This window comes from Rhizobium sp. SVR5-9E (assembly GCF_056755095.1).
In genome coordinates this window covers 21,411-45,390 of record NZ_JBNDHS010000044.1, presented here as the reverse complement: position 1 = coordinate 45,390, position 23,980 = coordinate 21,411, and the positions used below count along the sequence as shown (strand labels likewise).

Here is a 23,980-nt window from a genome sequence, read left to right as displayed (position 1 = left end):
GTCATTCCGCCGGCGTACGCAGACGGCTTTCGATCAGCAGCCCGCTTTCGTCGAGAATGGGGTGAGCGACCGAGATGATATGGGCGTTGATACGCTTCAGGTCGCGCAGCATGTCGAGATGCAGGGAGCTCGTCTGCAGGCTGTCGGCATGGCCTTCGCGCAGCCTTTCGAGGTGTCGTTCGGCAGATTGCTTCTCCATCCTGCGCACCTCGACCTTCACTTCCATCATCTGCTTGGCGAGATTGAAATCGCGCGTCACGAAGATCGTTTGCGCGATCCGCAAGTTGTCGATCGTCAGGTGGAAGAGTTTCTTCAGTTCCCGATACCCATCTTCGGAGAATCTGAGGCCGAGTGAAGCCTTTTTGGTGATTTGCGGCAGCAGGCCTTTTTCGATGATGTCGCCGATATGTTCGAGGTTGATCGCGTAGTCGATGATAACGATCGAGTGGCGGGCATTCTCTTCGCTCAACCCTTCGCGACCGAGCTTCGAAAGGTAGATCTTTACCTCCTGCTGCAGGCTGTCAACGCGCTTTTCGAGCCCGGGAAGCTCCTTGAGCTTTGTCAGATCGTTCTGCTCGAAGGCCTCGGAAGCGCGCATCAGCATGCGTTCAATGAGGTCACCGACGCCGAGCACTTCGCGGGTCGCGCTGGCGAGCGCCACCACGGGCGCCGATAGCTCGTGCTCGTCAAGATATTTGGGTGCGTTGTCGGTCTGCGCTTCTTCCGGAACTAGATACAGCATCAGCCGCGACAGCAACCGCGAGAAGGGCCATGCGAGGGCGGCAAGCACGAGGTTGAAGCCGAGATGAGCATCGACCGGCAGCTTGGCTGGGTCAAGCGGCAGCATTTCCAATAGTTCACCGGCGTAACCGGCAAGTGGAAGCGCTATCACGCAGCCGGCGGCGCGGATGATCAAGTTGCCAAGCGTGACCCGCTTGGCGGAAGCGGGCCCGGAAAGCGACGCGACGACCGGCGGAATTGCGCCGCCAAGATTGGCACCCAAAACCAGGACGATGACGAGGCCGGCCGAGAGGATGCCGGTCGATGTCAGAGAGAGGATCAACACGACGGCGGCGAGACTCGATGAGGAGATGAAAGCAATGCCGGCTGAGAAGGCGAGCGCTACCGGCCAGGCATTGTCGAGCAGGCCGATGAAAGCCGCGAGTGCTGGAGATTGGCGCATGGGTTCAGTCGCGCCGCTCAGGAGATGCAGCGACAACAGCATCAAGCCGATTCCGATCAGGGCGGTGCCGCCGCCCTGCCGGTTAGTCGAGCCGCTGCGATAGAGCACGATGCCTGCGAGGATGACGAGCGGGGATAGCCACTCGATGCCGGTAGCGACAATCCAGGCAGTCACCGCCGTGCCGACATTGGCGCCGAGCAATACGATCTGCGCCATGCGCGGCTTCACCAGTTCGCGCTCGACGAACGAGGCGACCATCAGCGCCGTAGCCGTCGAACTCTGCAATGCTACCGTAGCGACAAAGCCTGAAACGAAGGAGCGCAATCCGCTGCGCGTACCGGTCGCCAGACCCGTCCTGAGCCGCGCTCCGAAAGCCCGCGAAACGCCGTCCTTCACCTGCGCGAGGCCGAACAGCAGCAGCGCCACTGCGCCGAACAGGTTTATCATGACGATTGTGGATTCCATTCTAGGCGGTCTTTTTCTTCTCGTTCGCGGCCGGTGCAAAGCTGTGCAATCTGAGTTTCAGCACATTGCCATTTCGAGGAAATTCCGGCCTGGATGCTGATTTTTGATTGTCCGGCTAAGGATAATACGCCTGTTCTGCGATATCACAATGCCGTTTGTGACGTATCGCAACGACACTTCTACATGTGTCTCGAGAAGGGCGAAAATCAACTCCAGGCAGTCTGCCGCATGGCTTCGCCGACGATCATCGCGGCGGAAACCGCAACGTTGATCGAGCGTTGCCCCTCGACCATCGGGATCAGGACCCGGGCATCGGCTTTGTCGTGAACGTGATCCGGAACGCCTGCGCTTTCGCGGCCGAAAAGCAGGATATCGGTCGGCCGGAACGCGAAGTCGGTATATCGGTCCGTTGCCTTGGTCGAAGCGAGAACGATGCGGCGGCCGGTGGAAGCGCGCCATTCGTCGAAACGGTCCCAGCTGACATGGCGGGTCAGCGCGGCCGCTACGATGTAATCCATGCCGGCACGCTTCAGATTGCGATCGGAAATATCGAAGCCTGCCGGCTCGATGATGTCGACAGCGATCCCGAGGCAGGCCGCAAGCCGCAGGATTGTACCGGTATTGCCGGGGATATCAGGTTGATAAAGAGCCAGTCTGAGATCAATCATCCGGTGCACCGCCTACTGCTTTGCCGAGGAGCCGTAGTGTAACTATGGTCCCGACGCAACTGGGGCGCCAATTACGCACGTCCGGTTCCCCTGGAAGAAAGCCGGAGGACGCAGCAGCTCAGCTCTTGACCAGCACCCGCGCCTGCACCTGTTGTTCTATGCCCTTGAGCACGAGCAGGCGCTCTTCCGCTGCGCCCGCGAGGTCCGGGGCGTGGGTAGCCGTCTCTGATGACAGGAGAATCTCGCCGGCGGCGGCCTGAGATTCCAGCCGCGCAGCCAGATTGACCACACCGCCGATCGCCGTGAAATCGCTGCGAAAGCTTGAAAACTCGCCGATCTGGACATCGCCGGTATGGATGCCGACACCGACGCCGAGTCTGCGGCCTGCCAGTCCGTCGAGGTCCGGATTGAGACAGTTCAGAGCTGCTGCACAGGATCGCTGTATGTCGAGCGCTGCCATGATCGCCGCGCCGGCGTGATCCTTTCTGACGATCGGAAAATTGAAGATCGCCATCAGGCCATCGCCCATCTGTTTGTTGACGATGCCGTCGTGTGCCCAGACCGCCTGTGCGCAGCGATCCTGAAAGAGGCTGACGATCTCGCTCAGTTTGACCGCTTCGATGCGCTCCGACAGGTCCGTAAACCCCCTGATGTCAGCAAACAGGATGGTTGCATTGGCGGTGATCTGACGCTGCTTCTTGACGTATTGAAAGGACCGTTCGCAGATCGTGCAGATATCGGGATTCATTTTGCTGCGAGTGATGCCGAATGCGCGGAAGGGCAGGGCGAGCGGGCCACGGATCGGGATGGGCACGCGCATCTGATCCCAGCAACCCCGGCAGATGCTGGCGTTGCTCTGATTGGCCGGCACAGGCGGAGACGCAGTTGTCATGTTCCGCAAGTTCTTCTGGCTGATAAGACCTATGGCTGCATAGCGACGAGCTTCTGATATTCTTTTGCTCTTGGCAACTGGCCGAATTGTTCCGGTTCGGCCAATTCCGGACTGGAAATTTCGATGGTTTCGCGTTATGAGTGCGCATCTTCAATCGCTAGCAGGGAGGCCAAGATGAACAATTTGCCACGTGTGCGCCTTCCGGCCGTGATGACCGGCGTCGCGATTCCGCGCCTCTAGTGCGCATATCTTCCTGAAATTCCACTTTTTTGATCCATTGCGCGGCCGTTGCGGCCTCGCCCCTTGAACGTCCGGTTCCCATATGTGCCCAAGCGTTGTTTGCGCAGGCCGGGAGGCGGAACGGTGAAGTTCCGGAGCATTTTCATGTTCAGCTGGTTTGAACAGCGATTGAATCCCTTTCCGAGCGAGGAGCCTAGTGTTCCTCCGAAAGGCCTCTTTGCCTTCTGCTGGCATTACACGAAGCCGGCGGCACCGTGGCTTGCAGCCATGGCGGTGCTGACTGCATTGATTGCAATCGGCGAGGTGATGCTCTTCCAGTTCCTCGGCGATATCGTCGACTGGCTGTCGCATGCCGACAAGGCGACATTCCTGCAGACAGAATGGCCGAGGCTCGCCTTGATGGCGGCTTTGATCCTGATCGGCCTGCCATTGGCGGCGGGGCTGGATTCCCTGATCATGCATCAGGTCCTGCTCGGCAACTATCCGATGATAGCGCGCTGGCAGATGCACCGCTTCCTGCTGCGCCACAGCATGACCTTCTTCGCCAACGAGTTCGCCGGACGCGTTGCGACCAAGGTGATGCAAACGTCGCTGGCCGTCCGCGAAACGACGATGAAGATCCTCGATGTCTTCGTCTATGTCGTCACCTACTTCCTGACGATGATCATCGTGATCGCGGCGGCCGATTGGCGGCTGATGATCCCGATCCTGATCTGGCTCGGTGCCTATGTCGGCATCGTCTCCTATTTCGTGCCGCGGCTCCGCAAGATCGCCGCACAGCAGGCGGACGCGCGCTCGATGATGACGGGGCGCGTGGTCGACAGCTATACGAACATTGCGACCGTCAAGCTCTTCTCGCATGCCGGGAGGGAAGAGGGCTATGCCAAGGCGGGCATGGGCGAATTCCTTGAGACGGTGCACCAGCAGATGCGTCGCGTCACGCTGTTCCACATGTCCGTCTATATAAACAACTGCGTGGCGCTCTTCGTTGTCTCAGGCCTGTCGATCTGGTTTTGGCTGAATGGTCAGATCTCTGTCGGTGCAATCGCCATCGCGATCGGCCTTGCGATGCGGGTCAACGGCATGTCGCAGTGGATCATGTGGGAGGTATCGGCACTCTTCGAGAACATCGGCACCGTTTATGACGGCATGGAGATGATGACGAAGAACCACGACATCACCGACAAGCCGGGTGCGCCGCAGATGGAGGCGAAGAAAGGTGCAATCCACTACGAGCGCATCCGCTTCCATTACGGCAAGGGCAACGGCGTCGTCGACAACCTGTCACTGGACATCAAGGCGGGCGAGAAGGTCGGTCTCGTCGGCCGCTCCGGTGCCGGCAAGACGACGTTGATGAACCTGCTGTTGCGCTTTTACGATCTGGAAGCGGGCCGCATCACCATCGACGGGCAGGATATTGCGGCGGTGTCGCAGGAAAGCCTCCGTTCGCTGATCGGCGTGGTGACGCAAGATACGTCTCTGCTGCATCGCTCGATCCGCGAAAACATCGCGTACGGTCGTCCGGACGCGACGGATGCGGAGGTGATCGAAGCGGCAAAGCGGGCGAATGCCTGGGAGTTCGTCGAAGGACTTGTCGACATGCAGGGACGCAAGGGGCTCGATGCTCAGGTCGGCGAACGGGGCGTCAAGCTCTCCGGCGGCCAGCGCCAGCGCATTGCGATTGCCCGCGTCTTCCTGAAGGACGCACCGATCCTGGTGCTCGACGAGGCGACATCGGCGCTCGATTCGGAAGTGGAAGCGGCGATCCAGGAAAACCTGTTTGCGCTGATGGAAGGCAAGACGGTGATCGCGATCGCCCATCGCCTTTCAACGCTGACCGAGATGGACCGGCTGATCGTGCTCGATAAGGGCCGGATCATCGAGACAGGCTCGCATGGCGATCTCGTCGGGCAGGGCGGCATTTATGCCGACCTCTGGAGCCGCCAATCCGGCGGCTTCCTAGCCGATCACTCGGAAGAAGCCGAGCAAGCGGCGGAGTAACAAATGAAAGGTCCTCCCAGCAAATCCGGGAGGACCTTTCGTTTCAAAATATTATTCAACGCCTGCTCACAGGCTATCGGCCCAGTCTCTAACCCTGTGGCGCTCCACCAGGACGAGGGCGCCTGCCCCTGCCATGGCACGGAGGGCTGTCAGGCGGCGCTCTTCCTCGCGGTCGAGCCATGCGGCGATCGCCTCACTGACAATGAAGTCGCGCGAGATACCAAGTTGTGCAGCGGTTTCGTCGAGCCTGCCCGCGAGCGGAAGCGGAATATGCGCTGCAAGCATCTTCGTTTCCATAGGGTATTTCTCCGTTAAGCGGCGATTGTACTCCGAGATTGGCACGAGGTCAGCGACATTCAACGCTAATGCCGTCGATGTTACCGAAAATTACCAAAATATAAGGTTGTATCTGCCTTGCATTCCCTTTGCCGTAGGGCCGTTTCAGCCTATATCGCAACGATGTTTCTGCGCCCGATACTCAATCTGTTTGAGAACTGGATCAACCCGTTCCGACCGCGCGACAATATTCAGCCGCCGCGTGCGACGGCCGGCTTCATCTGGTTCTACATCGGCCAGGCCAAATGGCCCTTCGTTGCGATGCTTATTCTCGGCGGCATGTCGGCGGCGATCGAGGCTGCATTGTTCTGGTTTGTCGGACGGCTGGTGGACATCCTGGGAACCGTCAAACCGGGCGTCGGCTGGAGCGAACTGCTTGCTGCACATGGCGCCGAGCTCTTCGGCATGCTGGGGCTGATCGGCCTCGTTCGCTTCGTTGTCGCCTTCCTGATCGCGCTGGTCGATCAGCAGGTGATCACGCCGGGCTTTTACAATCTCGCGCGATGGCAGTCGTATCTGCATGTGTCGCGACAATCGCTGCATTTCTTTCAGAGCGATTTTTCCGGTCGGATCGTGACCAAGGTCTGGTCGGCCGGTCAGGCAGTGGGCGACCTCGTGACCTCGCTCATGGAGAGCGTCTGGTTCGTCGGCATTTACGCAGCAACGACGCTGGTGCTCGTCGCGCGGCTGGACTTTTCGCTTGCGCTGGTTGTTCTTCTGTGGCTTTGCGCCTTTGGCGTGCTTGCCCGCTATTTCGTGCCGCGCATCCGTTATCACTCCCGCGAGACCGCTGAAGCCGCCTCCATGCTGAACGGTCGCATGGTCGATTCCTACAGTAATATCCAGACGCTGAAGCTCTTCGCTCGCCACGAAGAGAGCGACCGGTACATGCGTCAGGGCTTCGATATCTATCAGGAGACGGTGCTGCGCTTCACCCGGTTCATCACCGGCGTGCGCGCCTCGATGGCGCTGCTCTCCGGCCTGATGATCGTGACGATGACCGGATTGAGCGTCGATCTCTGGCTGCGCGGGTTGATCAGTTCCGGGGCCGTGGCCTTTTCGCTGGCGCTTGTTCTGCGTCTCAACTTCCTCCTCGGGCGCTTGATGACACAGTTCAACGGCATCATGCGCAATCTGGGCACCATCCAGAACGCTGCCGAAATGATTTCGCAGCCGCTTGGCCTCGTCGACCGGCCGGATGCCGCCGATCTCGTCATCAAGGAGCCCGGTATCCGCTTCGAAAACGTGACTTTCCACTACGGCCGCGGCAAGGGCGTCATCGAGAATTTCTCCCTGACGGTAGCGCCGGGCGAAAAGGTCGGGATCGTCGGACGCTCCGGCGCGGGCAAGTCGACGCTGGTCAATCTCTTGCTGCGTCTCTACGACCTGGAAGGCGGGCGCATTCTGATCGATGGCCAGGACATCGCCAAGGTCAAGCAGGAGTCGCTGCGCACGCAGATCGGCGTCGTCAGCCAGGATACGTCGCTGCTGCACCGCTCGGTGAGGGACAATATCCTTTTCGGCAGGCCCGACGCGAGCGAAGAACGGTTGATTGACGCTGCGCGACGGGCCGAAGCGCTCGAATTCATCGAACGGCTGCAGGATCAGCAGGGACGCAAGGCTTTCGAGGCGCATGTCGGCGAGCGCGGTGTGAAGCTTTCCGGCGGGCAGCGGCAGCGCATCGCCATTGCGCGCGTCATGCTGAAGAATGCACCGATTCTGGTGCTCGACGAGGCGACCTCGGCACTCGATTCGGAAGTGGAAGAGGCGATCCAGTCCAATCTCAGCCGGATCATGGAGGGCAAGACCGTGCTCGCCATCGCGCATCGCCTTTCCACCATTGCGGCGCTCGATCGGCTGATCGTCGTCGATGAAGGCCGAATCATCGAGGAAGGTTCACATGATGCCTTGGTGGAAAGAGGCGGGCTTTATGCCGAGCTTTGGGCCCGCCAGTCGGGCGGTTTCCTCGGAGCCGGCGAGGATATGGGGGCGCGCGAGGCACGCGCGATATAGGAAGACGCCTCCGCAATGACGCCTCGATCCAAGGACGCTAGCGGGGCTGCCTTAAAAAATTCATCTAAGATTACGGCGACATTGAGTCTCATCCCCTTGTGAAGGCTGGACATAATTTGCGTTCACGCTTAGAACGCGCGGTGAGGGGTGGAGAATCTATGGCCGAACTGCGTCAATTGCGATTCGCCGCCGCCCAAAGGGGGCAGGGCGGAATTCCGCCAAAATTGCGCAGAGGATGGTTAAGACGTGAGCGAGTACGAAACGACTAGCGAGGCTTCAAGCGAGCCCACGCGCCGTGATTTCCTTTATCTCACCACTGGTATGGCAGGCGCTGTCGGCGCCGCCGCGGTCGCATGGCCGTTCATCGACCAGATGCGGCCGGATGCCTCCACACTGGCCCTTGCCTCCATCGAAGTCGACGTCGCGAGCCTCGAGCCCGGCATGTCGCTGACCGCCAAGTGGCGCGGGAAGCCGATTTTCATCCGCAACCGCACTCCCGAGGAAGTGAAGGCCGCCGCCGACGTTCCGATGGCGGACCTTAAGGACCCGGTTGCTCGTAATGCGAACCTGCCTGCCGACGCCCAGGCTACGGGCGTCGACCGTTCGGGCGGCCAGGGCAAGGAAAACTGGATCGTCATGATCGGCACCTGCACGCATCTCGGCTGCGTTCCGCTTGGTCAGGCCGGCGAATACAATGGCTGGTTCTGTCCCTGCCATGGTTCGGTCTATGACACCGCCGGCCGTATCCGTAAGGGTCCGGCGCCGCAGAACCTGGCGATTCCGACGTTTGCATTCGTGTCCGACACTAAAATTAAGATCGGTTGAGGGGAGACTGATACATGAGTGGCCATTCCAGCTACGAGCCATCAACCGGCCTGGAAAAGTGGATCGATGCGCGCCTTCCGCTGCCGCGCATGGTTTACGACAGCTTCGTTGCATATCCGGTGCCGCGCAACCTGAACTATGCCTACACCTTCGGTGCGGCGCTCTCCGTCATGCTGCTCGTTCAGATATTGAGCGGCGTGGTACTCGCCATGCACTACGCGGCCGAAACCTCGATCGCGTTTAATTCCGTTGAAAAGATCATGCGCGACGTCAACCATGGTTGGCTGTTGCGTTACATGCATGCGAATGGCGCATCGTTCTTCTTCGTTGCCGTCTACCTGCACATCGCTCGAGGCCTCTATTACGGTTCCTACAAGGCGCCGCGTGAAATTCTCTGGATCCTCGGCGTTCTGATCTATCTCCTGATGATGGCGACTGCTTTCATGGGCTATGTCCTGCCCTGGGGCCAGATGTCCTTCTGGGGAGCAACGGTCATCACCGGCTTCTTCTCGGCCTTTCCGCTCGTCGGCGAGTGGGTGCAGCAGTTCCTGCTCGGCGGCTTTGCGGTGGACAATCCGACGCTGAACCGCTTCTATTCGCTGCACTATCTGCTTCCCTTCATTATCGCGGGTGTCGTCGTTCTGCACATCTGGGCGCTGCACGTGACCGGCCAGACCAATCCCACTGGCATCGAGGTGAAGACCAAGACGGATACCGTGCGCTTCACGCCCTATGCGACCCTCAAGGACGCGCTCGGCGTTTCGGTCTTCCTGCTGGTTTACGCCTACTTCATTTTCTACATGCCGAACTTCCTCGGCCACGCCGACAACTACATCCCCGCCGATCCGCTGAAGACGCCGGCGCATATCGTTCCGGAATGGTACTTCCTGCCATTCTACGCAATGTTGCGCTCGATCACCTTCAACGTCGGTCCGATCGACTCCAAACTCGGCGGCGTGCTGGTGATGTTCGGGGCGATCATCGTACTGTTTTTCGTGCCGTGGCTCGACACCTCGAAGGTCCGCTCGGCGGTCTACCGCCCTTGGTACAAGATGTTCTTCTGGCTGTTCGTGATCGACGCGGTCGTCCTCGGCTGGCTTGGTTCTCAGCCAGCGGAAGGCATCTACGTCATGGTCTCGCAGTTCTGCACGCTGCTCTACTTCGCCTTCTTCCTCGTCGCCATGCCGGTGCTTGGTCTCGTTGAGGTGCCGCGCCGCATTCCAAACTCGATCACCGAGGCGGTGCTCGAAAAGCAAAAGCAACCTGCCATGGTCAAGGCATAAGCGAGCGACAGAGGGATAGAAACATGAAAAAGCTTGTTGCAAGCATTCTGCCGCTCGCCGTCGCAGCCGTTCTCGGGAATTCTGCATTCGCCCAGGAAGCGACACCGGCAAATGGGGCGGCGCCGGCCCACCACGAGGAAAGTGCGACACCGCATTATCCTCTCAAGGAGCCGCGGGAGCAGGAGTGGAGCTTCGCGGGGCCGTTCGGCCATTACGACAAGGGCCAGCTTCAGCGCGGTCTAAAGGTCTATACGGAAGTCTGTTCCGCCTGCCACTCCATGAGCCTCGTTCCGTTCCGCACGCTCGGCGAGCTGGGGTACTCGGACGCGCAGGTCAAGGCTTTTGCCGCGAATTACGAGGTGCAGGATGGCCCGGATGCCAACGGTGAAATGTTCACCCGCAAGGCAGTTCCGTCGGATCATTTCCCGTCACCTTACCCCAACGTACAAGCCGCCGCTGCCGCAAATAACGGTGCCGCACCGCCTGACATGTCGCTGCTCGCCAAGGCTCGTGAAGTCGAACGCGGCTTCCCGCGGTTCGTCTTCGACATCTTCACGCAGTATCAGGAAGGCGGGCCGGACTATATCTATTCGCTGCTCACCGGCTACGAAGAGCCTCCGGCCGGTTTCCAGGTTCCGCAGGGCGCGCATTACAATCCATACTTCCACGCTGCTGCGGCTTTCGCCATGCCCAAGCCGCTCTCGGACGACCAGGTGACCTATGACGATGGTACGCCGCAGACCGTCGATCAGTATGCAAGGGATGTCTCGGCCTTCCTGATGTGGGCAGCAGAGCCGCATCTGGTCGAGCGCAAGCATACCGGCTTCATGGTCATGGTGTTCCTGCTGATCTTCACGGGTCTCATCTATCTGACGAAGCGCTCGGTGTACGCCAACAAGGAAGCCTGAGCGGCTCTCACCAAACGTGCAAAAGGCGGCGTTCGAGCCGCCTTTTTTGTTGGTTCCATGACGGCCACTTGATAGGGTGCGGCCGACCAATGCCCTCGCAGACAAACGGACTTTGCATGAACACCATTGCCTCGGAGCTTGCGGACAGCATCCGCTCCATTCCGGACTACCCGAAGCCCGGCATTATCTTTCGCGACATCACGACGCTGCTCGGCGATGCGGTCGCCTTCCGGCAGGCCGTGGACGAACTGGTGAAACCATATGTGGGCCTGGGCGTCGGCAAGATCGCCGGCATCGAGGCCCGCGGCTTCATTCTCGGCGGGGCGCTGGCGCATCAGCTTTCGGCGGGCTTCGTGCCGATCCGCAAGAAGGGCAAGCTGCCGCACCAGACGGTACGGATGGCCTATAGCCTCGAATACGGTACCGACGAGATGGAGATCCATGTGGACGCGGTGAAGGCCGGCGAGAAGGTGATCCTCACCGACGACCTCATTGCCACCGGCGGCACGGCGGAAGGCGCGGTCAAGCTGCTGCGACAACTGGGCGCCGAGATCGTTTCGGCCTGTTTCGTCATCGACCTGCCGGAGCTCGGCGGCCGCAAAAAGCTCGAGGCGCTCGGCGTCGAGGTGAGGACACTGGTGGAGTTTGCCGGGCACTAGACCCTCCAGCGTCACTCGAATTCGAGCACGCTGCCCTCGAAACGGATGACGGGCGTACCGTCCTGATTGACGCCTTCGTTGAGCATCGAATTCAGGTGCCAGCCCGGCCGCGATGCGAGGGGCCGACTGGCGAGCAGGGTCACCGAATAGCTTATCGTCTCGTCGACGAAGACGGGACGCAGCCATTGCAGCTTCTGGAAGCCGGGCGAGGGGCCGAGCTTCGGTGCTGCTATGCCTTCTTCGGCAAGACGAACGGTTTCCTTCTCCCAATACTCCAGGAAGGTGCGCATCCAGGCGGCGCAGTTGTGCCAGCCGGAAGCACAGAGATTGCCGAAGAGCGTCTGCTTGGCTGCTTCCTTGTCGATATGGAAGCGCTGCGGGTCGAAACGCCGGGCGAAATGGACAATGCGCTCCTCGGTGAAAGTGTAGCTGCCGATCCCGGTCTTTTCGCCGATTGCACAGAGTTCCGCCATTCTCATGCGTTTGCCTCCGCCACGCCGCGCATGCTGAACATGATCCAGTTTTCGCTGTAGCAGGCGAGCTCGCCGCGCTGGTTGTGGATTTCATGCTTGAAGCGGGCGATGCCGATGCCAGGCCGGGAGCGCATGGCGCGGGCCTCGAGCACAGTCGAGAAGCCCGAAAGCGTGTCGCCGGCAAGAACCGGCTTCTTCCATTCCATCAGATCGATGCCGGGCGCGCCCTGAGAATGCGAGTCGAGGAGATAGCCGTCGGCCATCATGCGCATGAAGAGTGCGCAGGTATGCCAGCCTGAAGCGGCGAGCCCGCCAAGGATGCTTGCGCGCCCGGCGGCTTCGTCCATGTGCATCGGCTGCGGATCGAATTCGGTGGCGAATTCGATGATCGCTTCGGCGGTAACCGGAATCGGGCCGAGCGGGAAGGCGCGGCCCGGCTCGAAGTCTTCAAAAAACAGCTTCATCAGGCCCCCATCCTCCCAACGGCCGCGCGAACGCTTACGTGTTGAAGCGGAAGTGGATTACGTCGCCGTCCTGGACGACATATTCCTTGCCTTCATCACGGCCCTTGCCGGCTTCCTTGGCACCGACTTCACCCTTGAAGTTGATGTAGTCGTCATAGCCGATTGTGAAGGCACGGATGAAGCCGCGTTCGAAGTCGGTGTGGATGACGCCGGCGGCCTGCGGGGCCTTGGTACCTCGCACGATCGTCCAGGCACGCGTTTCCTTCGGGCCGACGGTGAAATAGGTGATCAGGTCGAGCAGGTGGTAGCCAGCGCGGATGAGGCGGTCGAGACCGGCTTCCTCAAGGCCGAGCGCCGAGAGGAACTCCTTCGATTCCTCTTCCGGCAGCTGTGCCACTTCGGATTCGATCGCCGCCGAGATGATGACGCATTCTGCGCCCTGCTCCTCGGCCATGGCTGCCACGGCTGAGGTATGCTCATTGCCGGTGGAGGCGTCGGCCTCGGCGACGTTGCAGACATAGAGAACCGGATGCGACGTCAGAAGGTTGAGGCCCTTGAGGATCTCGATCTCTTCGGGTGCCAGCGTCTTCAGGAGCAGGCGGGCCGGCTTGCCTTCGTTCAGAAGCTTGATGACGGCTTCCATCACCGGCAGCTGCGCGATGGAATCCTTGTCCTTGCCGGTGGCGCGCTTGCGGGTCTGCTCGACGCGGCGCTCGAGGCTCTCGAGGTCTGCAAGCATCAGCTCGGTCTCGATCGTGTCGGCATCTCCGACCGGATTGATGCGGCCCTCGACATGGGTGATGTCGTCGTCCTCGAAGCAGCGCAGCACGTGTACCACGGCATCGACTTCGCGGATGTTGGCGAGGAACTTGTTGCCAAGGCCTTCACCCTTCGAAGCGCCACGCACGAGACCGGCGATATCGACGAAGGAGATGCGGGTCGGGATGATCTCCTTGGAGCCGGCGATCGCAGCCAGCTTCTGCATGCGCGGATCAGGAACGGCGACTTCACCGGTGTTCGGCTCGATCGTGCAGAAGGGGTAATTGGCCGCCTGCGCCGCTGCCGTCTTGGTGAGCGCGTTGAAGAGTGTCGATTTGCCGACATTCGGCAGACCGACGATACCGCATTTGAAGCCCATGGCTGGATGTCCGTATTCGCTGAAATCGTTGCCTTGCCTATGGGATAAAGGAGCCATGCGGTCAAGCTTTTCCGCTTCCCTTGCGTGTAAGGCACCTTTGCCTTACCGTATCAGGGAGGAGATTTGAGCGTGATCAAACTGAAGATAACGGCAAAGGGCCAGGTAACCCTGAAGAAGGAGGTACTGGACCATCTCGGCGCGCGTCCTGGTGACGAGATCGAGATCGATCTAGTCCCCAAAGGCCAAGCCAATATCCATGGGCTTAAGCCTAGGCAGCCCATCGAAAGCATCTTCGGCCTCTTTGCTCACAAGGCAAAGAGAAGCCGCTCGATCGAGGAGATCAACGAGGCGATTGAGGCCGGTTGGGCAGGCGAGGTCAAACCTTGAAGATTGCGGTCGACACCAACGTTCTTGTCCGCATTCTGACGCATGACAATCGCGAAGAAAGCGACAAGGCTGAAGAACTCGTGCGTTCCAATGACATCATCATTACTAACCAGACGCTTTGCGAATTGATGTGGGTACTGCGGCGGCTGTATGATTTTACCGCAGACGAGCTTGTGGAAGTCATCACGCGGCTTTCCGGTATCTCGAATATAGCGATGGATCGCCCTGCGGCTTCAGCAGGTTTGCGGTTTCTCCGCGCCGGTGGAGATTTTGCCGATGGCATCATCGTGCTTGAAGGACAGAGGCAGGGTAGCGAAATATTTGCGACGTTTGACCGGAAGGCGGCCTCAATTTTACGGGATGCCGGCCAGGATTGCTTGCTCTTGACCCCAAACTGACTTTAGATTGAGTGATGCAGCCCCGGCGGGCAAGCGCTCCTCCCATGTCATCAACGGTGGACTTCCGATGAGTGACAGCAACGTTGCCATAAAGCCTAAAACGAAGACCAAGCCGAAGCTGGATAGGCCGAAGCTCTACAAGGTTATCCTGTTCAACGACGACTACACGCCCCGCGAATTCGTCGTCATGATCCTCAAGGCCGTTTTCCGGATGAGCGAGGAAACGGGCTATCGGGTCATGATGACGGCGCACAAGCTGGGATCCAGCGTGGTCGTCGTCTGCGCAAAGGACATTGCCGAGACGAAAGTCAAGGAAGCGATGGACTATGCGAAGGAGGCAGGATTCCCGCTGATGTTAACGGCTGAGCCGGAGGAATAGCTTGGCGATCTCCTGACCAGGCTCCGACATCCGCTGTTTTCGGGCAGCCCGTCATGCCGGATCGAGGATGGCAACGGCAAGCTCGCCAGCTGTAGGTGTGTCATGACCTCTGGGATTACTTATCGGCCTGCATTGAACTGGCGCCTACTGGGCATCCCTTTTCCAATAGTCGTGGTCCAGATCTTTCCAGACGTAGAAACCATTCCAAAGACAAAGCCGCGCGCTCAAACAGCCCAAGCTATCTGTGTTGCCGATCGGAAAGGTGGAGTCTTGCCGTTCGGGTGGAGTAGTACTTTTTGCCAAAAGGCCGATCAGCGCACCTACCCACCATCCTACAATGACGATCCCGACGATTGGCCAAGCGTATACGACACCCGCGAGCAAAACGAGCAAACACGCTCGATATATGTTCAACTTGGTCATTTGACCCTCGCAGCGAGGATCGCTTGAAACAGTTCTTCGGCATGCGCGCGGTCCATGACCGGATCAGTTGGGTTGAGCTCATGGTAAAGAGCAAGGAGGCCCGGTGGGTCGCCAATCTCGGCGGTGCGGATAACGAGTTCGCCGGCACACATGGTTCAATCACCCTTGTTGCCGAACATCTTCTTCAGCATGTCCGCCATTGGCCCGGTCGCGGGCAGCTTCGGCTGGTTGTGATTGCGCGCCTGATGGATGTGGGATTTTGCCGCCGGCTTTTTTTCCGGCTTTGGCTTGTCCTCCTCCGGGTTGCCGCCGAGGGCAAGCGCGAGCTTGTTCATCAGCTGCGAATCCTCGTTGCGGACCAGCATGTCGGCGTTGTCGGCAAGCGTGTCGAGGAGCGGCTCCAGCCAGGTCTGGTCGGCCTTGGCAAAATCGCCGAGGACGTGGTGCTGCACCAGTTCCTTGACGCCCGGATGGCCGATGCCGAGGCGCAGCCGCCGGTAGTCCTTGCCGCAGTGAGCGTCGAGCGACCTGATGCCGTTATGGCCGCCATTGCCACCGCCGGTCTTCAGCCGGACCTTGCCGGGCGGCAGGTCGAGCTCGTCATAGATGACAACGAGATCGGCGGGCTGAAGCTTGTAGAAGCGCATCGCTTCGCCAACAGATTCGCCCGAAAGGTTCATGTAGGTCTGCGGTTTGATCAGCAGCACTTTTTCGCCGCCAAGCTCGCCTTCCGAAATCTCGGCCTTGAACTTCTTCGACCAGGGCGAAAAGCTGTGGCGCCGGTGGACGGCGTCGGCCGCCATGAAGCCGATATTGTGACGGTTTCCGGCATATTTGCTTCCGGGATTGCCGAGACCCGCGATGATCAGCATTGGCCAGTCCGTTTCTTGAACACCTGTATCGCTTCACCACCGCGAAACGCACGCGAAGTCAAGTGCAAAGGCAGGACGCCACGCTAGTTGCCGAGATGCAACCCGTATTTCAGAAAAATCAGCTTCTGCCTGCCGTCGGCGATCAGCGCGTCGAGGGCGGCTTGCATCCTCGCCTGCAGGTCGGCCGGAAAATCCTTGTGGCAGGCAATGCCCATCGGCTGCGAGGATAGCACGGTAACGATCTCCACGGGCTGATCGGCCTTGAGCTTATCAAAATAGAGCTCCGAAATGGGCATCATCTCGATGCGGCCGTTGAGCAGCTTGCGAAGCGTGGCGTTGAAATCCGTCGTGACGTCAAGCTTGGTGAAGCCCTTCGCCTTGAGCGTCATCTCTGTATAGTCCTCGCGCTGCGTGCCGATCGTGTATTTCTTGGCCTCTTCGAGGTTGCTGGCAGCCACGTCCGAACCCTTTCGCTTGATCAGGATATTGCGATCGACGAGCAGCGGCTCGATCCATTTGAAGTGAGGATGGCGCATGTCATTGTGCGCGGTGGCGAAGACGCAGGTCATCGGCTGCGATTGTGCGAGGCTATAGGCACGCGCCCAAGGCATCATCTCGATCGTGTAGTCGACGCCGATAGCGCTCATCACTGCTTCGACCTGGTCGACGGTCGCGCCCTTGAGGACCTTTCCGTCGCGATAGTTGAAGGGCGGGTATTCCTCGGTGGTGAAATGTACCGTCTCGGCGTGTCCCTCGGCAGTGCAAGAAAGCGCCAGGTAAACAAGAAGCAGGAGCTTTTTCATCGCATTTCCTCCTCCAATTTGCAGATCATGAGGCTCTCGCTACCTCACCCATCGCCCCGGTGAGATCATCGATCAAGTTCGAGACATTCGCCGGACGGTGGAAGAGGTAGCCCTGGCCATGGTCAAGCCCCATCAGGTGCAGCGTGCGGCATTGCTCTTCCGTTTCGATACCTTCGGCGATGACGGTGCAATCCATCCTGTGCGCCAGCGTGGTGATGCTCTCGACGAGCATCCGGCTCTTGTGGCGGACATCGGCGTTGGCATCGTTGATCGATCGTGTGAAGGACTGGTCGACCTTGATGATGTCTACCGGGAAGCGGTTGAGATAGCTCAGCGATGAATAGCCGGTACCGAAATCGTCGAGCGCGATGCGGCAGCCGAAGCGGCGCAATTCCGTGACGATCATGCGAATCTGCGGGTTGTCGTGCATCAGCACGGCTTCGGTAATCTCGACGACGATGCGATCCGGACGAACGCCGTGCCGCCCAAGGAGCGCGGCAAGACGGGAGGCGAGGGTGGGCTCGAACTGCAACGGCGAGAAGTTGATCGCAAGATAGGCATCCTGCAGCCCCGCAATATGCGAAAGCTTTGCCAGATGCCCGATGGCCTTCTCCATGATGACGTCGCCCACGCGAACGATCTTGGCCGTCTCCTCGGCGACATGGATGATCTCGGCCGGTGGCATCAGCCCTTTCTCAGGGTGGTTCAGGCGCAGAAGCGCTTCGAAGCCGGCGACGCGCCGATCATTGAGGCCGACAATCGGCTGCAGGTAGGCGTCGAACCAATCCTCGGCGAGTCCATTCTCAATATGGTTTTCGATCTCGGCGCGCGCTCGGGCGCTGTGCAGCATGCTGTTATCGAAGAGCTGGGCGCCGTTCTTGCCATCCCGCTTCTTCGCATACATCGCCATATCCGATTTCTGCAGGAGTTCAGCCGCATTCGACGCATGGCGCGGATAGATCGCGATGCCGATGCTGGCGCTTAGATGCAGCTCGGGACCAAAAGGTGTTTCCAAGACGGATGCGATCTGCTCGGCCATGGCTTTGGCACGCTTTTCGCCATCCTTGGCGGGAAGCAGGATGGCGAATTCGTCGCCGCCCAGGCGAGCTGCCTGATCGGAGGGCGCAAGATGCGTGTTGAGCCGCCCGACAAGTTCGCGCAAGGCGCGGTCGCCTTCGGCGTGGCCAAGACTGTCATTGATCCACTTGAAGCGGTCGAGATCGATGAACAGGCAGGCAAGCTCATGGCCTGCGGCGTCGGCTTCGGCGATCTTGCTGTCGAGGGCGGCTTCGAAGCCCTGGCGGTTCAGCAGGCCCGTTAGGTGATCGGTGATCGCCTGGCGGTGGTTGCGGTCCTCGGACGCCTTCAGTTCCGTGACGTCGGTCATCACCGACAACGAGAGCTGGTTGGATCCGGTCGCCGCCTTGGATTCCAGGATCAGGACATCCATAACCCGGTCATCGGCACAGAGGAACTTGACGGTCACATCGAGTGCCGTGCCGTCTGCTGAGCCTTCGCGCCGGCTGTTGAAGGCGTCGCGAGTGTCTGCGGTAACAAGTTCGGAGAATTTGCGTCCGACAACGCCCGCTCTCGCGTAACCTGTCGCGACGAGCCAATAGTCGCTGACCGCGGTGATCCGATCCTGATTGTCCAGCGAGAAGAGCATGGCGGGAGTCAGGTTGTAAATATCGGTTGCGAGGCGATGGGCGAGCTTCAGCTCCTTCTCTTCGCGTTCCAGCTTCGTTTGCATCTCGTTAAAGCTACGGGCGAGGCGGCCCATTTCATCGCTCGACTGCCAGTCGACGTGATGACGGGACCCAAGCTGACGGGTTGCCTCGACGGCTGCGATGAGCCTCATAAGTGGCTGAATAACGAAGAGACGGTTGCCGATCACAGCCGCGCAGAAGACAGCCATCACTGCAACGATGAAGATGGATAGGAAGACGACTTCTTCATGCTTCAGACCGGAGAAGAGGCCGAGCTTCGGATAATAGACCGCGATGCTGCCAAGGTTCTTCGGCCCGTCGACGGTGTTGTAGATGATTGCGCGGGAAACCTGGACGAGTTCGCCATCAAAGGATTTCGGGATCGTCGACTGGGTGACGTGGAGCTGGCCGGACTGATCGCGGACCTCGACCTTAACAATGGCGCCCTGCGAAACCATCGTCGCGCTGATCTGCGTCACGATTTCCTCATCCAGGTCCCACAGCGGCTTTGCGAGCGCCTGAGAGTTGGCAACGAGAAGAACGGAGATGTGGTCGCGTATTTCTTCGTCAGCGCTTTTGGAGGAAAGGAATAGAAAGAGTACAAAAAGAGGCGCTACAAATATGAGAAGCGCGCCGCAGACAATTGAAAAAAATCTGTTCTCAACGGAATTGTTCATGGTTCCCCGGGGTCACACTTTCGCGGCCAGTAACGGCTGAACGCGGCCTGTGCAAAACTGCCCAGATGATGCTTTCATGAAATGTGTTAAATGTTGCTGAAGTGACCCGGCGTCCCGAAGCGAAAAGGCCCGCCTTCCAGGGGAAAGCGGGCCTTATGATTAGAAATTAGTGTATGCGGATCAGGCTTCAGTTTCGCCTTCGGCTTCAGCCGCAGTTTCGTCGACGCCGGCCGCCGGAGCGACGATCGTCGCAACCGTGAAGTCGCGGTCTGCGATGACCAGCGACACGCCCTTCGGCAGCGTGATATCGGAAATGTGGATGCTGTCGCCGATCTTCTTGCCCGCAAGGTCAACGTTGAAGGAATCCGGGATCGCATCAGCCGGGCAATGAACTTCGATCGCGTGACGAACGATGTTCAGAACGCCACCGACCTTCAGGCCCTGCGACTTTTCTTCGTTGATGAAGTGAACCGGGATTTCGACGGTGACCTGCGTGTTGCCGGAGACGCGGAGGAAATCCACGTGCATCGTGAAGTCGCGGACCGGATCGAGCTGATAGTCCTTCGGCAGAACCTTGTACTTCTGGCCGCCGACGTCGATCGTCGCGATCGTCGTCATGAAACCACCGGAATGAATACGCTTCGTCACTTCGTTGGTGTTGAGCGCGATAGAAATGGGGGCCTGCTTGTCACCATAGATGACAGCGGGAATCAAACCGTTGCGGCGAAGTTCACGGGCGGACCCCTTACCAACCCGTTCGCGCGCCTCGGCCTTGAGCTCGTAAGTTTCCTGGCTCATGGCTATTCCTTTCGAGGTTATTTGGAGAGTCTCAGTCCGGGTCTTGCCGGTCATCGACTGGAAGCGCCTTATGGCAGCCTCATCCGCGTTGCCTCCAAGGGTGTCTGCGCGGACGCGTGCGCTATAGTATAAGTGAACGGGAAACGCAAGCTGGACAGACAGGGTAAGTCCGCCCATGCCATTAGTTGTGCCTGTCCATCGGCCGGTTGCAATTTAGACGATTACTTAACCATCGAATCGCAATTCCGAACGAATTAATGGATCGTACTGGCGGTCTGACTATAGGTGGCTCGATTTCAATGTCCCGGTCCACCTGCAATGTTACGCATCATTTCCTGCATCACCGTCGAACACAACTTCTCGCATCTGATCTTTGCCACGGTCATCTGCGTGCTCGGATCCATGCTGACGATGCGGCTGTTCACACGTGCACGCAGGACGCAAGGGCTACAGAAGTGCAACTGGCTCTTTCTGTCGGGTTTCGTCGGCGGTTCGACGATCTGGACCACGCATTTCATCGCCATGCTCGGCTATCGATCGCCAACGCTGAGCGGCTATGAACCCGAATTGACGCTTCTTTCCCTTTTCATCGCCGTCATGGCGAGCATTGCCGGTTTCACGGTCGCTTCCAGCACCCAGAAGAGCGCGCTGGTAGAGGCGGGGGGTGCCATTGTTGGTCTCGGTATTGCTTCCATGCACTATGTCGGCATTGCGGGATACAAGGTCGCCGGTCATATGGTGTGGAACCAGGCCGATGTCGTTGCTTCGCTCATCATGGCTGCCGTCTTCGGGGCCATCGCCACCAACCGCGTCGCGCGGCCGCTGACGCGCTTCTGCAAGCACGGTTCCGGCCTCGCGCTTGTGCTTGCGATCGTGCTTACGCATTTCACCGGCATGGCCGGTCTGACCATCGTTCCGGACAATATCGTCCCGGTCACCGGCGAGCTGATCTCCGTCGGTGTCATGACCGGTCTCGTCCTTGCCGTCATGATCGTCATTCTGGCGCTCGGCGCCTCCACCTATGTCATCGACATGCAATCGAACCAGGAGGCTGTCGAACGCTACCGTCACCTATCGCTGCATGATCCGCTGACGAACCTTCCGAACCGCGCTGCCTTCAACGAGCGCCTTGCCGTGCTTGCCAAGCGGCCGAAGGACATGACGGCGAATATCGCCGTACTCTCGTTCGATCTCGACCGCTTCAAGGAAATCAACGACGTGCACGGTCATGCGGCTGGCGACGCGGTTCTGCGTACGGTGGCCGAGCGGCTTGCTTCGCTGGGCAACGAGGGCGAATTCGTCGCCCGCATCGGCGGCGACGAATTCGCGGCGGTGATGAGCAACTATTTCATCCGTTCCGACGCGTCGGGGCTGGCGCAGCGGATTATCGACGAGGTCGCCAAGCCTGTGTCGTGGGAAGAGCAGACGCTCTGTGTCGGAACGAGCGTCGGCATTTCGACCTATCCCGCTCAGGCGGACACGATAGACGACGTTCTTTCGCAGGCGGACATTGCGATGTATCGCGCCAAGTCCGCCACCAGCAACAGCATCTGCTTCTACGATGCGTCTATGGATCAGGTTTCACGCGAGCGGAATGCACTGGCGATCGAGATGCGCGACGGCCTGAAGCGTGGCGAATTCGAGCTCTTCTACCAGCAGCAGAACGACACGGTGACCCGCGACGTTCTCGGCTTCGAAGCGCTGCTGCGCTGGAAGCATCCTGTACGCGGCTATGTTCCGCCGCTGGAGTTTATCCCGATCGCGGAACGCAACGGTTTTATCCTTGAGCTTGGCGAATGGGTTCTGCGCCAGGCCTGTGCCGAGGCGGCGACCTGGAAGAACCCGCTTCGCATCGCCGTCAATGTCGCTCCGCAGCAGCTCAGCGTCCATCGCCTGCCTCAGATCGTTCAGGACATCCTGTCGCAGACGGGTCTGCCGGCTTCGCGGCTCGAACTCGAGATCACGGAGTCAGGCATTATCGCCGACCATCAGCATGCGCTGCGTATCATCCGGCAGCTGAAGGCCATGGGCGTCAAGGTGGCAATGGACGATTACGGCACGGGTTATTCATCGCTCTCGACCCTGCAGAGCTTCCCCTTCGACAAGATCAAGATCGATCGCGCCTTCGTCGATGGGGTCGTGACCAACAAGCAGTCGGCGGCCATCGTGCGCTCGACCCTGATCCTTGCTGCAAGCCTCGATATTCCGGTGCTGGCCGAAGGCGTAGAGAACGAGGATCACATCGACTTCCTTCGGCGCGAAGGCTGCCTGCAGGTGCAGGGCTTCCTTTTCGGCAAGCCGGTGCCGCGTTCGGGCATCGAAGAGATCGTCAGCGGCACGCCCGCTCCCAAACCCGATGGCACGGGTCTGGATGCCAAAGGCGGCCCGGCAACCGCGGCAGCGGCCTGATGAAAACATTATCGAGTGCCAAGCGGCTGGGTTGACATCCGGCCGCGCGCATTCTCACATGATTGTTGATCCACGCCGCGGAGGAGCACATTCATGCGATACAGGCTGATGACGGCGACGAGCGCCCTTGTTCTCGGATTGATGACGGCAGCTCATGCCGCCGAGATCAACCAGGATGGCGCGAACGCGATCCGCGACAATCTCAACAAGCTGTTGCCCGAAGACATCGCGAAGAGCGGGGTCGTGGCCGTCAACCCGGCTGGTGCGCGCTACGAGATCGTCTACGATCTGGCCAAGCTGCTCTCCAACATCAACCCGGCGGATTTCGCGATCAGTGGGCTGAAGCCGATTTCGATGTTCGCCACGCCGCAGGACAACGGGCTCTGGAATGTCGAAGGCGACAACAGCCTGAACGTCTCCGGGCATTTCAAGGGGCCGGACCAGAAGCGTACCGATTTCGCCTATTCGATCGCCTCGCTGGTCTATACAGCGGTTTTCGATCCGGCCATCAGCTATTTCCGCTCCGGCGACTTCCGGGCCAAGGACATCAAGATTACCTCGGCGACCGATACCGACCAGGTCAACGCCAGCGTTGGCGACATCCAATACAAGCTCACCTCTGCCGATAGCGCCTCCGCCGGTAGGACTGATTTTGCGGCGAATGGCACTATGACGGCATTTGCCCAGCAGGTCAGCGGCAGGGGAGTGCCCCCCGTCCAGATCAACGCCAACTCCATCGATTTCGACGGCAAGGTCAACAGCGTGCCTGCAAGGCAACTGAAGGACATTGGCGTTTTCATTCTCGACCATGCCGAGGAAAAGCCGCTCAGCAAGGAGAGTGAAGACAAATTGAAGGGCTTACTGCGCGACGCGTTTCCCCTGATCTCTTCGCTTGAAGAAACCATCACATTCAACAATCTTGCTGTGATAAGCGCTGGAGGTAGTGGTGGGGCGAAGAGCGTCGGGTATCATTTCGCCGTCGACGGACCGAGCAATGCGACGCGGCTCGGCGTCGCCATCAATGCTGCCGATGTGACTTTTGACAGTCCCGCAATTCCTGCCGCCTATTCAGCATTCCTGCCACAGACGGTAGATGTGCAGTTTGGTATCCCCGACATGGATTTTGCCGCTTTCGGCGACGAATTCATGAAAATGGACTTCACCAAGGCGTCGTCCGGGGAAAGCGGCCAGAGGGCGGCCGAAAAGCTCTTCCGCGATGGCGCCCTTGTGGTCGACTTCCCAAGGATCAGCGCCAGGTCAGGCGTCTATGACATCGATATTTCCGGGACGATGAAGGGCCGCATCGACAGCAACAAGGACTATTCGCTGCAGGCCTCGATCCTGGCGCGCGACTACGACAAGACGATCGCCGCCGTCCAGCAGCTCGCCAAGGAAAATCCCGAGCTCAACCAGGCGTCCTTCGGGATGCTGATGGTCAAGGGTTTCGCCAAGACCGATCCGGACGGCCGCCAGCGCTGGGACGTGACGGTCAGCCCCGATGGATCGGTGACCGTCAACGGTCAAATCGTCAAAGGTCCTGATAAGCGGCAATAAAAAAGTGCCTCCACGCCCCGCCATAG

22 protein-coding genes and 1 pseudogene are annotated in these 23,980 nt (G+C 59.5%); 11 read left to right on the top strand and 12 right to left on the bottom strand.

Annotated elements, in window-relative coordinates:
• Position 1 precedes the first annotated feature (1 nt).
• The 3 genes from ACPYOJ_RS19630 to ACPYOJ_RS19620 form a co-directional block, all read right to left on the bottom strand.
• Positions 2 to 1,648, bottom strand: coding sequence for a Na/Pi cotransporter family protein (locus ACPYOJ_RS19630; protein WP_481417740.1), 1,647 nt, complete (start codon positions 1,646 to 1,648; stop codon positions 2 to 4).
• A 206-nt stretch (positions 1,649 to 1,854) separates the two neighbouring features.
• A complete protein-coding gene (locus ACPYOJ_RS19625; protein ID WP_481417739.1) occupies positions 1,855 to 2,316 on the bottom strand; it encodes a tRNA (cytidine(34)-2'-O)-methyltransferase in 462 nt (153 codons plus the stop codon).
• A gap of 118 nt (positions 2,317 to 2,434) precedes the next feature.
• Positions 2,435 to 3,208, bottom strand: coding sequence for an adenylate/guanylate cyclase domain-containing protein (locus ACPYOJ_RS19620; protein ID WP_481417738.1), 774 nt, complete (start codon positions 3,206 to 3,208; stop codon positions 2,435 to 2,437).
• Positions 3,209 to 3,592: 384 nt separating this feature from the next.
• On the opposite strand from ACPYOJ_RS19620, the gene ACPYOJ_RS19615 reads away from it, so the two are divergent.
• A complete protein-coding gene (locus ACPYOJ_RS19615; RefSeq protein WP_481417737.1) occupies positions 3,593 to 5,449 on the top strand; it encodes an ABC transporter ATP-binding protein in 1,857 nt (618 codons plus the stop codon).
• A gap of 66 nt (positions 5,450 to 5,515) precedes the next feature.
• Here the strand turns inward: ACPYOJ_RS19615 and ACPYOJ_RS19610 are convergent, their stop codons facing one another.
• Positions 5,516 to 5,746 (bottom strand): CopG family ribbon-helix-helix protein, encoded by a 231-nt coding sequence (locus ACPYOJ_RS19610; RefSeq protein WP_168830483.1) that lies wholly within the window; start codon positions 5,744 to 5,746, stop codon positions 5,516 to 5,518.
• 162 nt (positions 5,747 to 5,908) lie between these two features.
• Between ACPYOJ_RS19610 and ACPYOJ_RS19605 the strand changes: the two genes are divergently transcribed.
• The 5 genes from ACPYOJ_RS19605 to ACPYOJ_RS19585 all read left to right on the top strand — a co-directional run bounded on the left by ACPYOJ_RS19605 (position 5,909) and on the right by ACPYOJ_RS19585 (position 11,473).
• Positions 5,909 to 7,798, top strand: a complete 1,890-nt coding sequence (locus tag ACPYOJ_RS19605; RefSeq protein ID WP_481417748.1) for an ABC transporter ATP-binding protein — start codon at positions 5,909 to 5,911, stop codon at positions 7,796 to 7,798.
• A 246-nt stretch (positions 7,799 to 8,044) separates the two neighbouring features.
• Complete coding sequence (gene petA / locus ACPYOJ_RS19600) at positions 8,045 to 8,623, top strand: ubiquinol-cytochrome c reductase iron-sulfur subunit (RefSeq protein WP_481417736.1); 579 nt, start codon at positions 8,045 to 8,047, stop codon at positions 8,621 to 8,623.
• Positions 8,624 to 8,637: 14 nt separating this feature from the next.
• Complete coding sequence (locus ACPYOJ_RS19595) at positions 8,638 to 9,906, top strand: cytochrome b (protein ID WP_168830485.1); 1,269 nt, start codon at positions 8,638 to 8,640, stop codon at positions 9,904 to 9,906.
• A 23-nt stretch (positions 9,907 to 9,929) separates the two neighbouring features.
• Entirely contained in the window at positions 9,930 to 10,814 is an 885-nt protein-coding gene (locus tag ACPYOJ_RS19590) for a cytochrome c1 (RefSeq protein WP_481417735.1), read from the top strand.
• Between the two features lie 116 nt (positions 10,815 to 10,930).
• Complete coding sequence (locus ACPYOJ_RS19585) at positions 10,931 to 11,473, top strand: adenine phosphoribosyltransferase (RefSeq protein ID WP_168830487.1); 543 nt, start codon at positions 10,931 to 10,933, stop codon at positions 11,471 to 11,473.
• 11 nt (positions 11,474 to 11,484) lie between these two features.
• On the opposite strand, the gene ACPYOJ_RS19580 is transcribed toward ACPYOJ_RS19585, so the two are convergent.
• Genes ACPYOJ_RS19580 through ychF form a run of 3 tightly spaced genes read right to left on the bottom strand, consistent with a single transcriptional unit; the run spans position 11,485 to position 13,548 of the window.
• A complete protein-coding gene (locus ACPYOJ_RS19580; protein WP_481417734.1) occupies positions 11,485 to 11,952 on the bottom strand; it encodes a MaoC family dehydratase in 468 nt (155 codons plus the stop codon).
• Positions 11,949 to 12,410, bottom strand: coding sequence for a MaoC family dehydratase (locus tag ACPYOJ_RS19575; protein WP_481417733.1), 462 nt, complete (start codon positions 12,408 to 12,410; stop codon positions 11,949 to 11,951). The genes ACPYOJ_RS19580 and ACPYOJ_RS19575 overlap by 4 nt, the downstream gene beginning before the upstream one ends.
• A 34-nt stretch (positions 12,411 to 12,444) precedes the next feature.
• Positions 12,445 to 13,548: a redox-regulated ATPase YchF gene (gene ychF / locus ACPYOJ_RS19570; protein WP_481417747.1), complete on the bottom strand. Its 1,104-nt coding sequence runs from the start codon at positions 13,546 to 13,548 to the stop codon at positions 12,445 to 12,447.
• Positions 13,549 to 13,677: 129 nt separating this feature from the next.
• Here ychF and ACPYOJ_RS19565 point away from each other — a divergent pair, with 129 nt between their 5' ends.
• From ACPYOJ_RS19565 to clpS, 3 genes are all read left to right on the top strand, one after another.
• The gene (locus ACPYOJ_RS19565) at positions 13,678 to 13,935 is read left to right on the top strand and encodes an AbrB/MazE/SpoVT family DNA-binding domain-containing protein (RefSeq protein WP_481417732.1); all 258 of its coding nucleotides are present in this window, start codon (positions 13,678 to 13,680) and stop codon (positions 13,933 to 13,935) included.
• Positions 13,932 to 14,333, top strand: a complete 402-nt coding sequence (locus tag ACPYOJ_RS19560) for a type II toxin-antitoxin system VapC family toxin (protein ID WP_481417731.1) — start codon at positions 13,932 to 13,934, stop codon at positions 14,331 to 14,333. The genes ACPYOJ_RS19565 and ACPYOJ_RS19560 overlap by 4 nt, the downstream gene beginning before the upstream one ends.
• 67 nt (positions 14,334 to 14,400) lie before the next feature.
• Entirely contained in the window at positions 14,401 to 14,712 is a 312-nt protein-coding gene (gene clpS, locus ACPYOJ_RS19555) for an ATP-dependent Clp protease adapter ClpS (protein ID WP_168830836.1), read from the top strand.
• A gap of 434 nt (positions 14,713 to 15,146) precedes the next feature.
• On the opposite strand, the pseudogene ACPYOJ_RS19550 reads toward clpS, so the two are convergent.
• The 5 genes and pseudogenes from ACPYOJ_RS19550 to ACPYOJ_RS19530 all read right to left on the bottom strand — a co-directional run.
• Positions 15,147 to 15,287: pseudogene (locus ACPYOJ_RS19550) on the bottom strand (GNAT family N-acetyltransferase); the annotation flags it as partial.
• 3 nt (positions 15,288 to 15,290) lie between these two features.
• Positions 15,291 to 16,007 (bottom strand): aminoacyl-tRNA hydrolase, encoded by a 717-nt coding sequence (gene pth / locus ACPYOJ_RS19545; RefSeq protein WP_481417730.1) that lies wholly within the window; start codon positions 16,005 to 16,007, stop codon positions 15,291 to 15,293.
• 83 nt (positions 16,008 to 16,090) lie between these two features.
• Entirely contained in the window at positions 16,091 to 16,810 is a 720-nt protein-coding gene (locus tag ACPYOJ_RS19540) for a substrate-binding periplasmic protein (protein WP_481417729.1), read from the bottom strand.
• 25 nt (positions 16,811 to 16,835) lie between these two features.
• On the bottom strand, positions 16,836 to 19,193 hold the full coding sequence (locus ACPYOJ_RS19535) for an EAL domain-containing protein (RefSeq protein ID WP_481417728.1): 2,358 nt from the start codon (positions 19,191 to 19,193) through the stop codon (positions 16,836 to 16,838).
• Positions 19,194 to 19,373: 180 nt separating this feature from the next.
• On the bottom strand, positions 19,374 to 19,991 hold the full coding sequence (locus ACPYOJ_RS19530) for a 50S ribosomal protein L25/general stress protein Ctc (protein WP_481417727.1): 618 nt from the start codon (positions 19,989 to 19,991) through the stop codon (positions 19,374 to 19,376).
• A 318-nt stretch (positions 19,992 to 20,309) separates the two neighbouring features.
• Here ACPYOJ_RS19530 and ACPYOJ_RS19525 point away from each other — a divergent pair, with 318 nt between their 5' ends.
• Both ACPYOJ_RS19525 and ACPYOJ_RS19520 read left to right on the top strand, forming a co-directional pair.
• Complete coding sequence (locus ACPYOJ_RS19525) at positions 20,310 to 22,400, top strand: putative bifunctional diguanylate cyclase/phosphodiesterase (protein WP_481417726.1); 2,091 nt, start codon at positions 20,310 to 20,312, stop codon at positions 22,398 to 22,400.
• 93 nt (positions 22,401 to 22,493) lie between these two features.
• A complete protein-coding gene (locus ACPYOJ_RS19520) occupies positions 22,494 to 23,954 on the top strand; it encodes a hypothetical protein (protein ID WP_481417725.1) in 1,461 nt (486 codons plus the stop codon).
• The last annotated feature ends 26 nt before the right edge of the window (positions 23,955 to 23,980 follow it).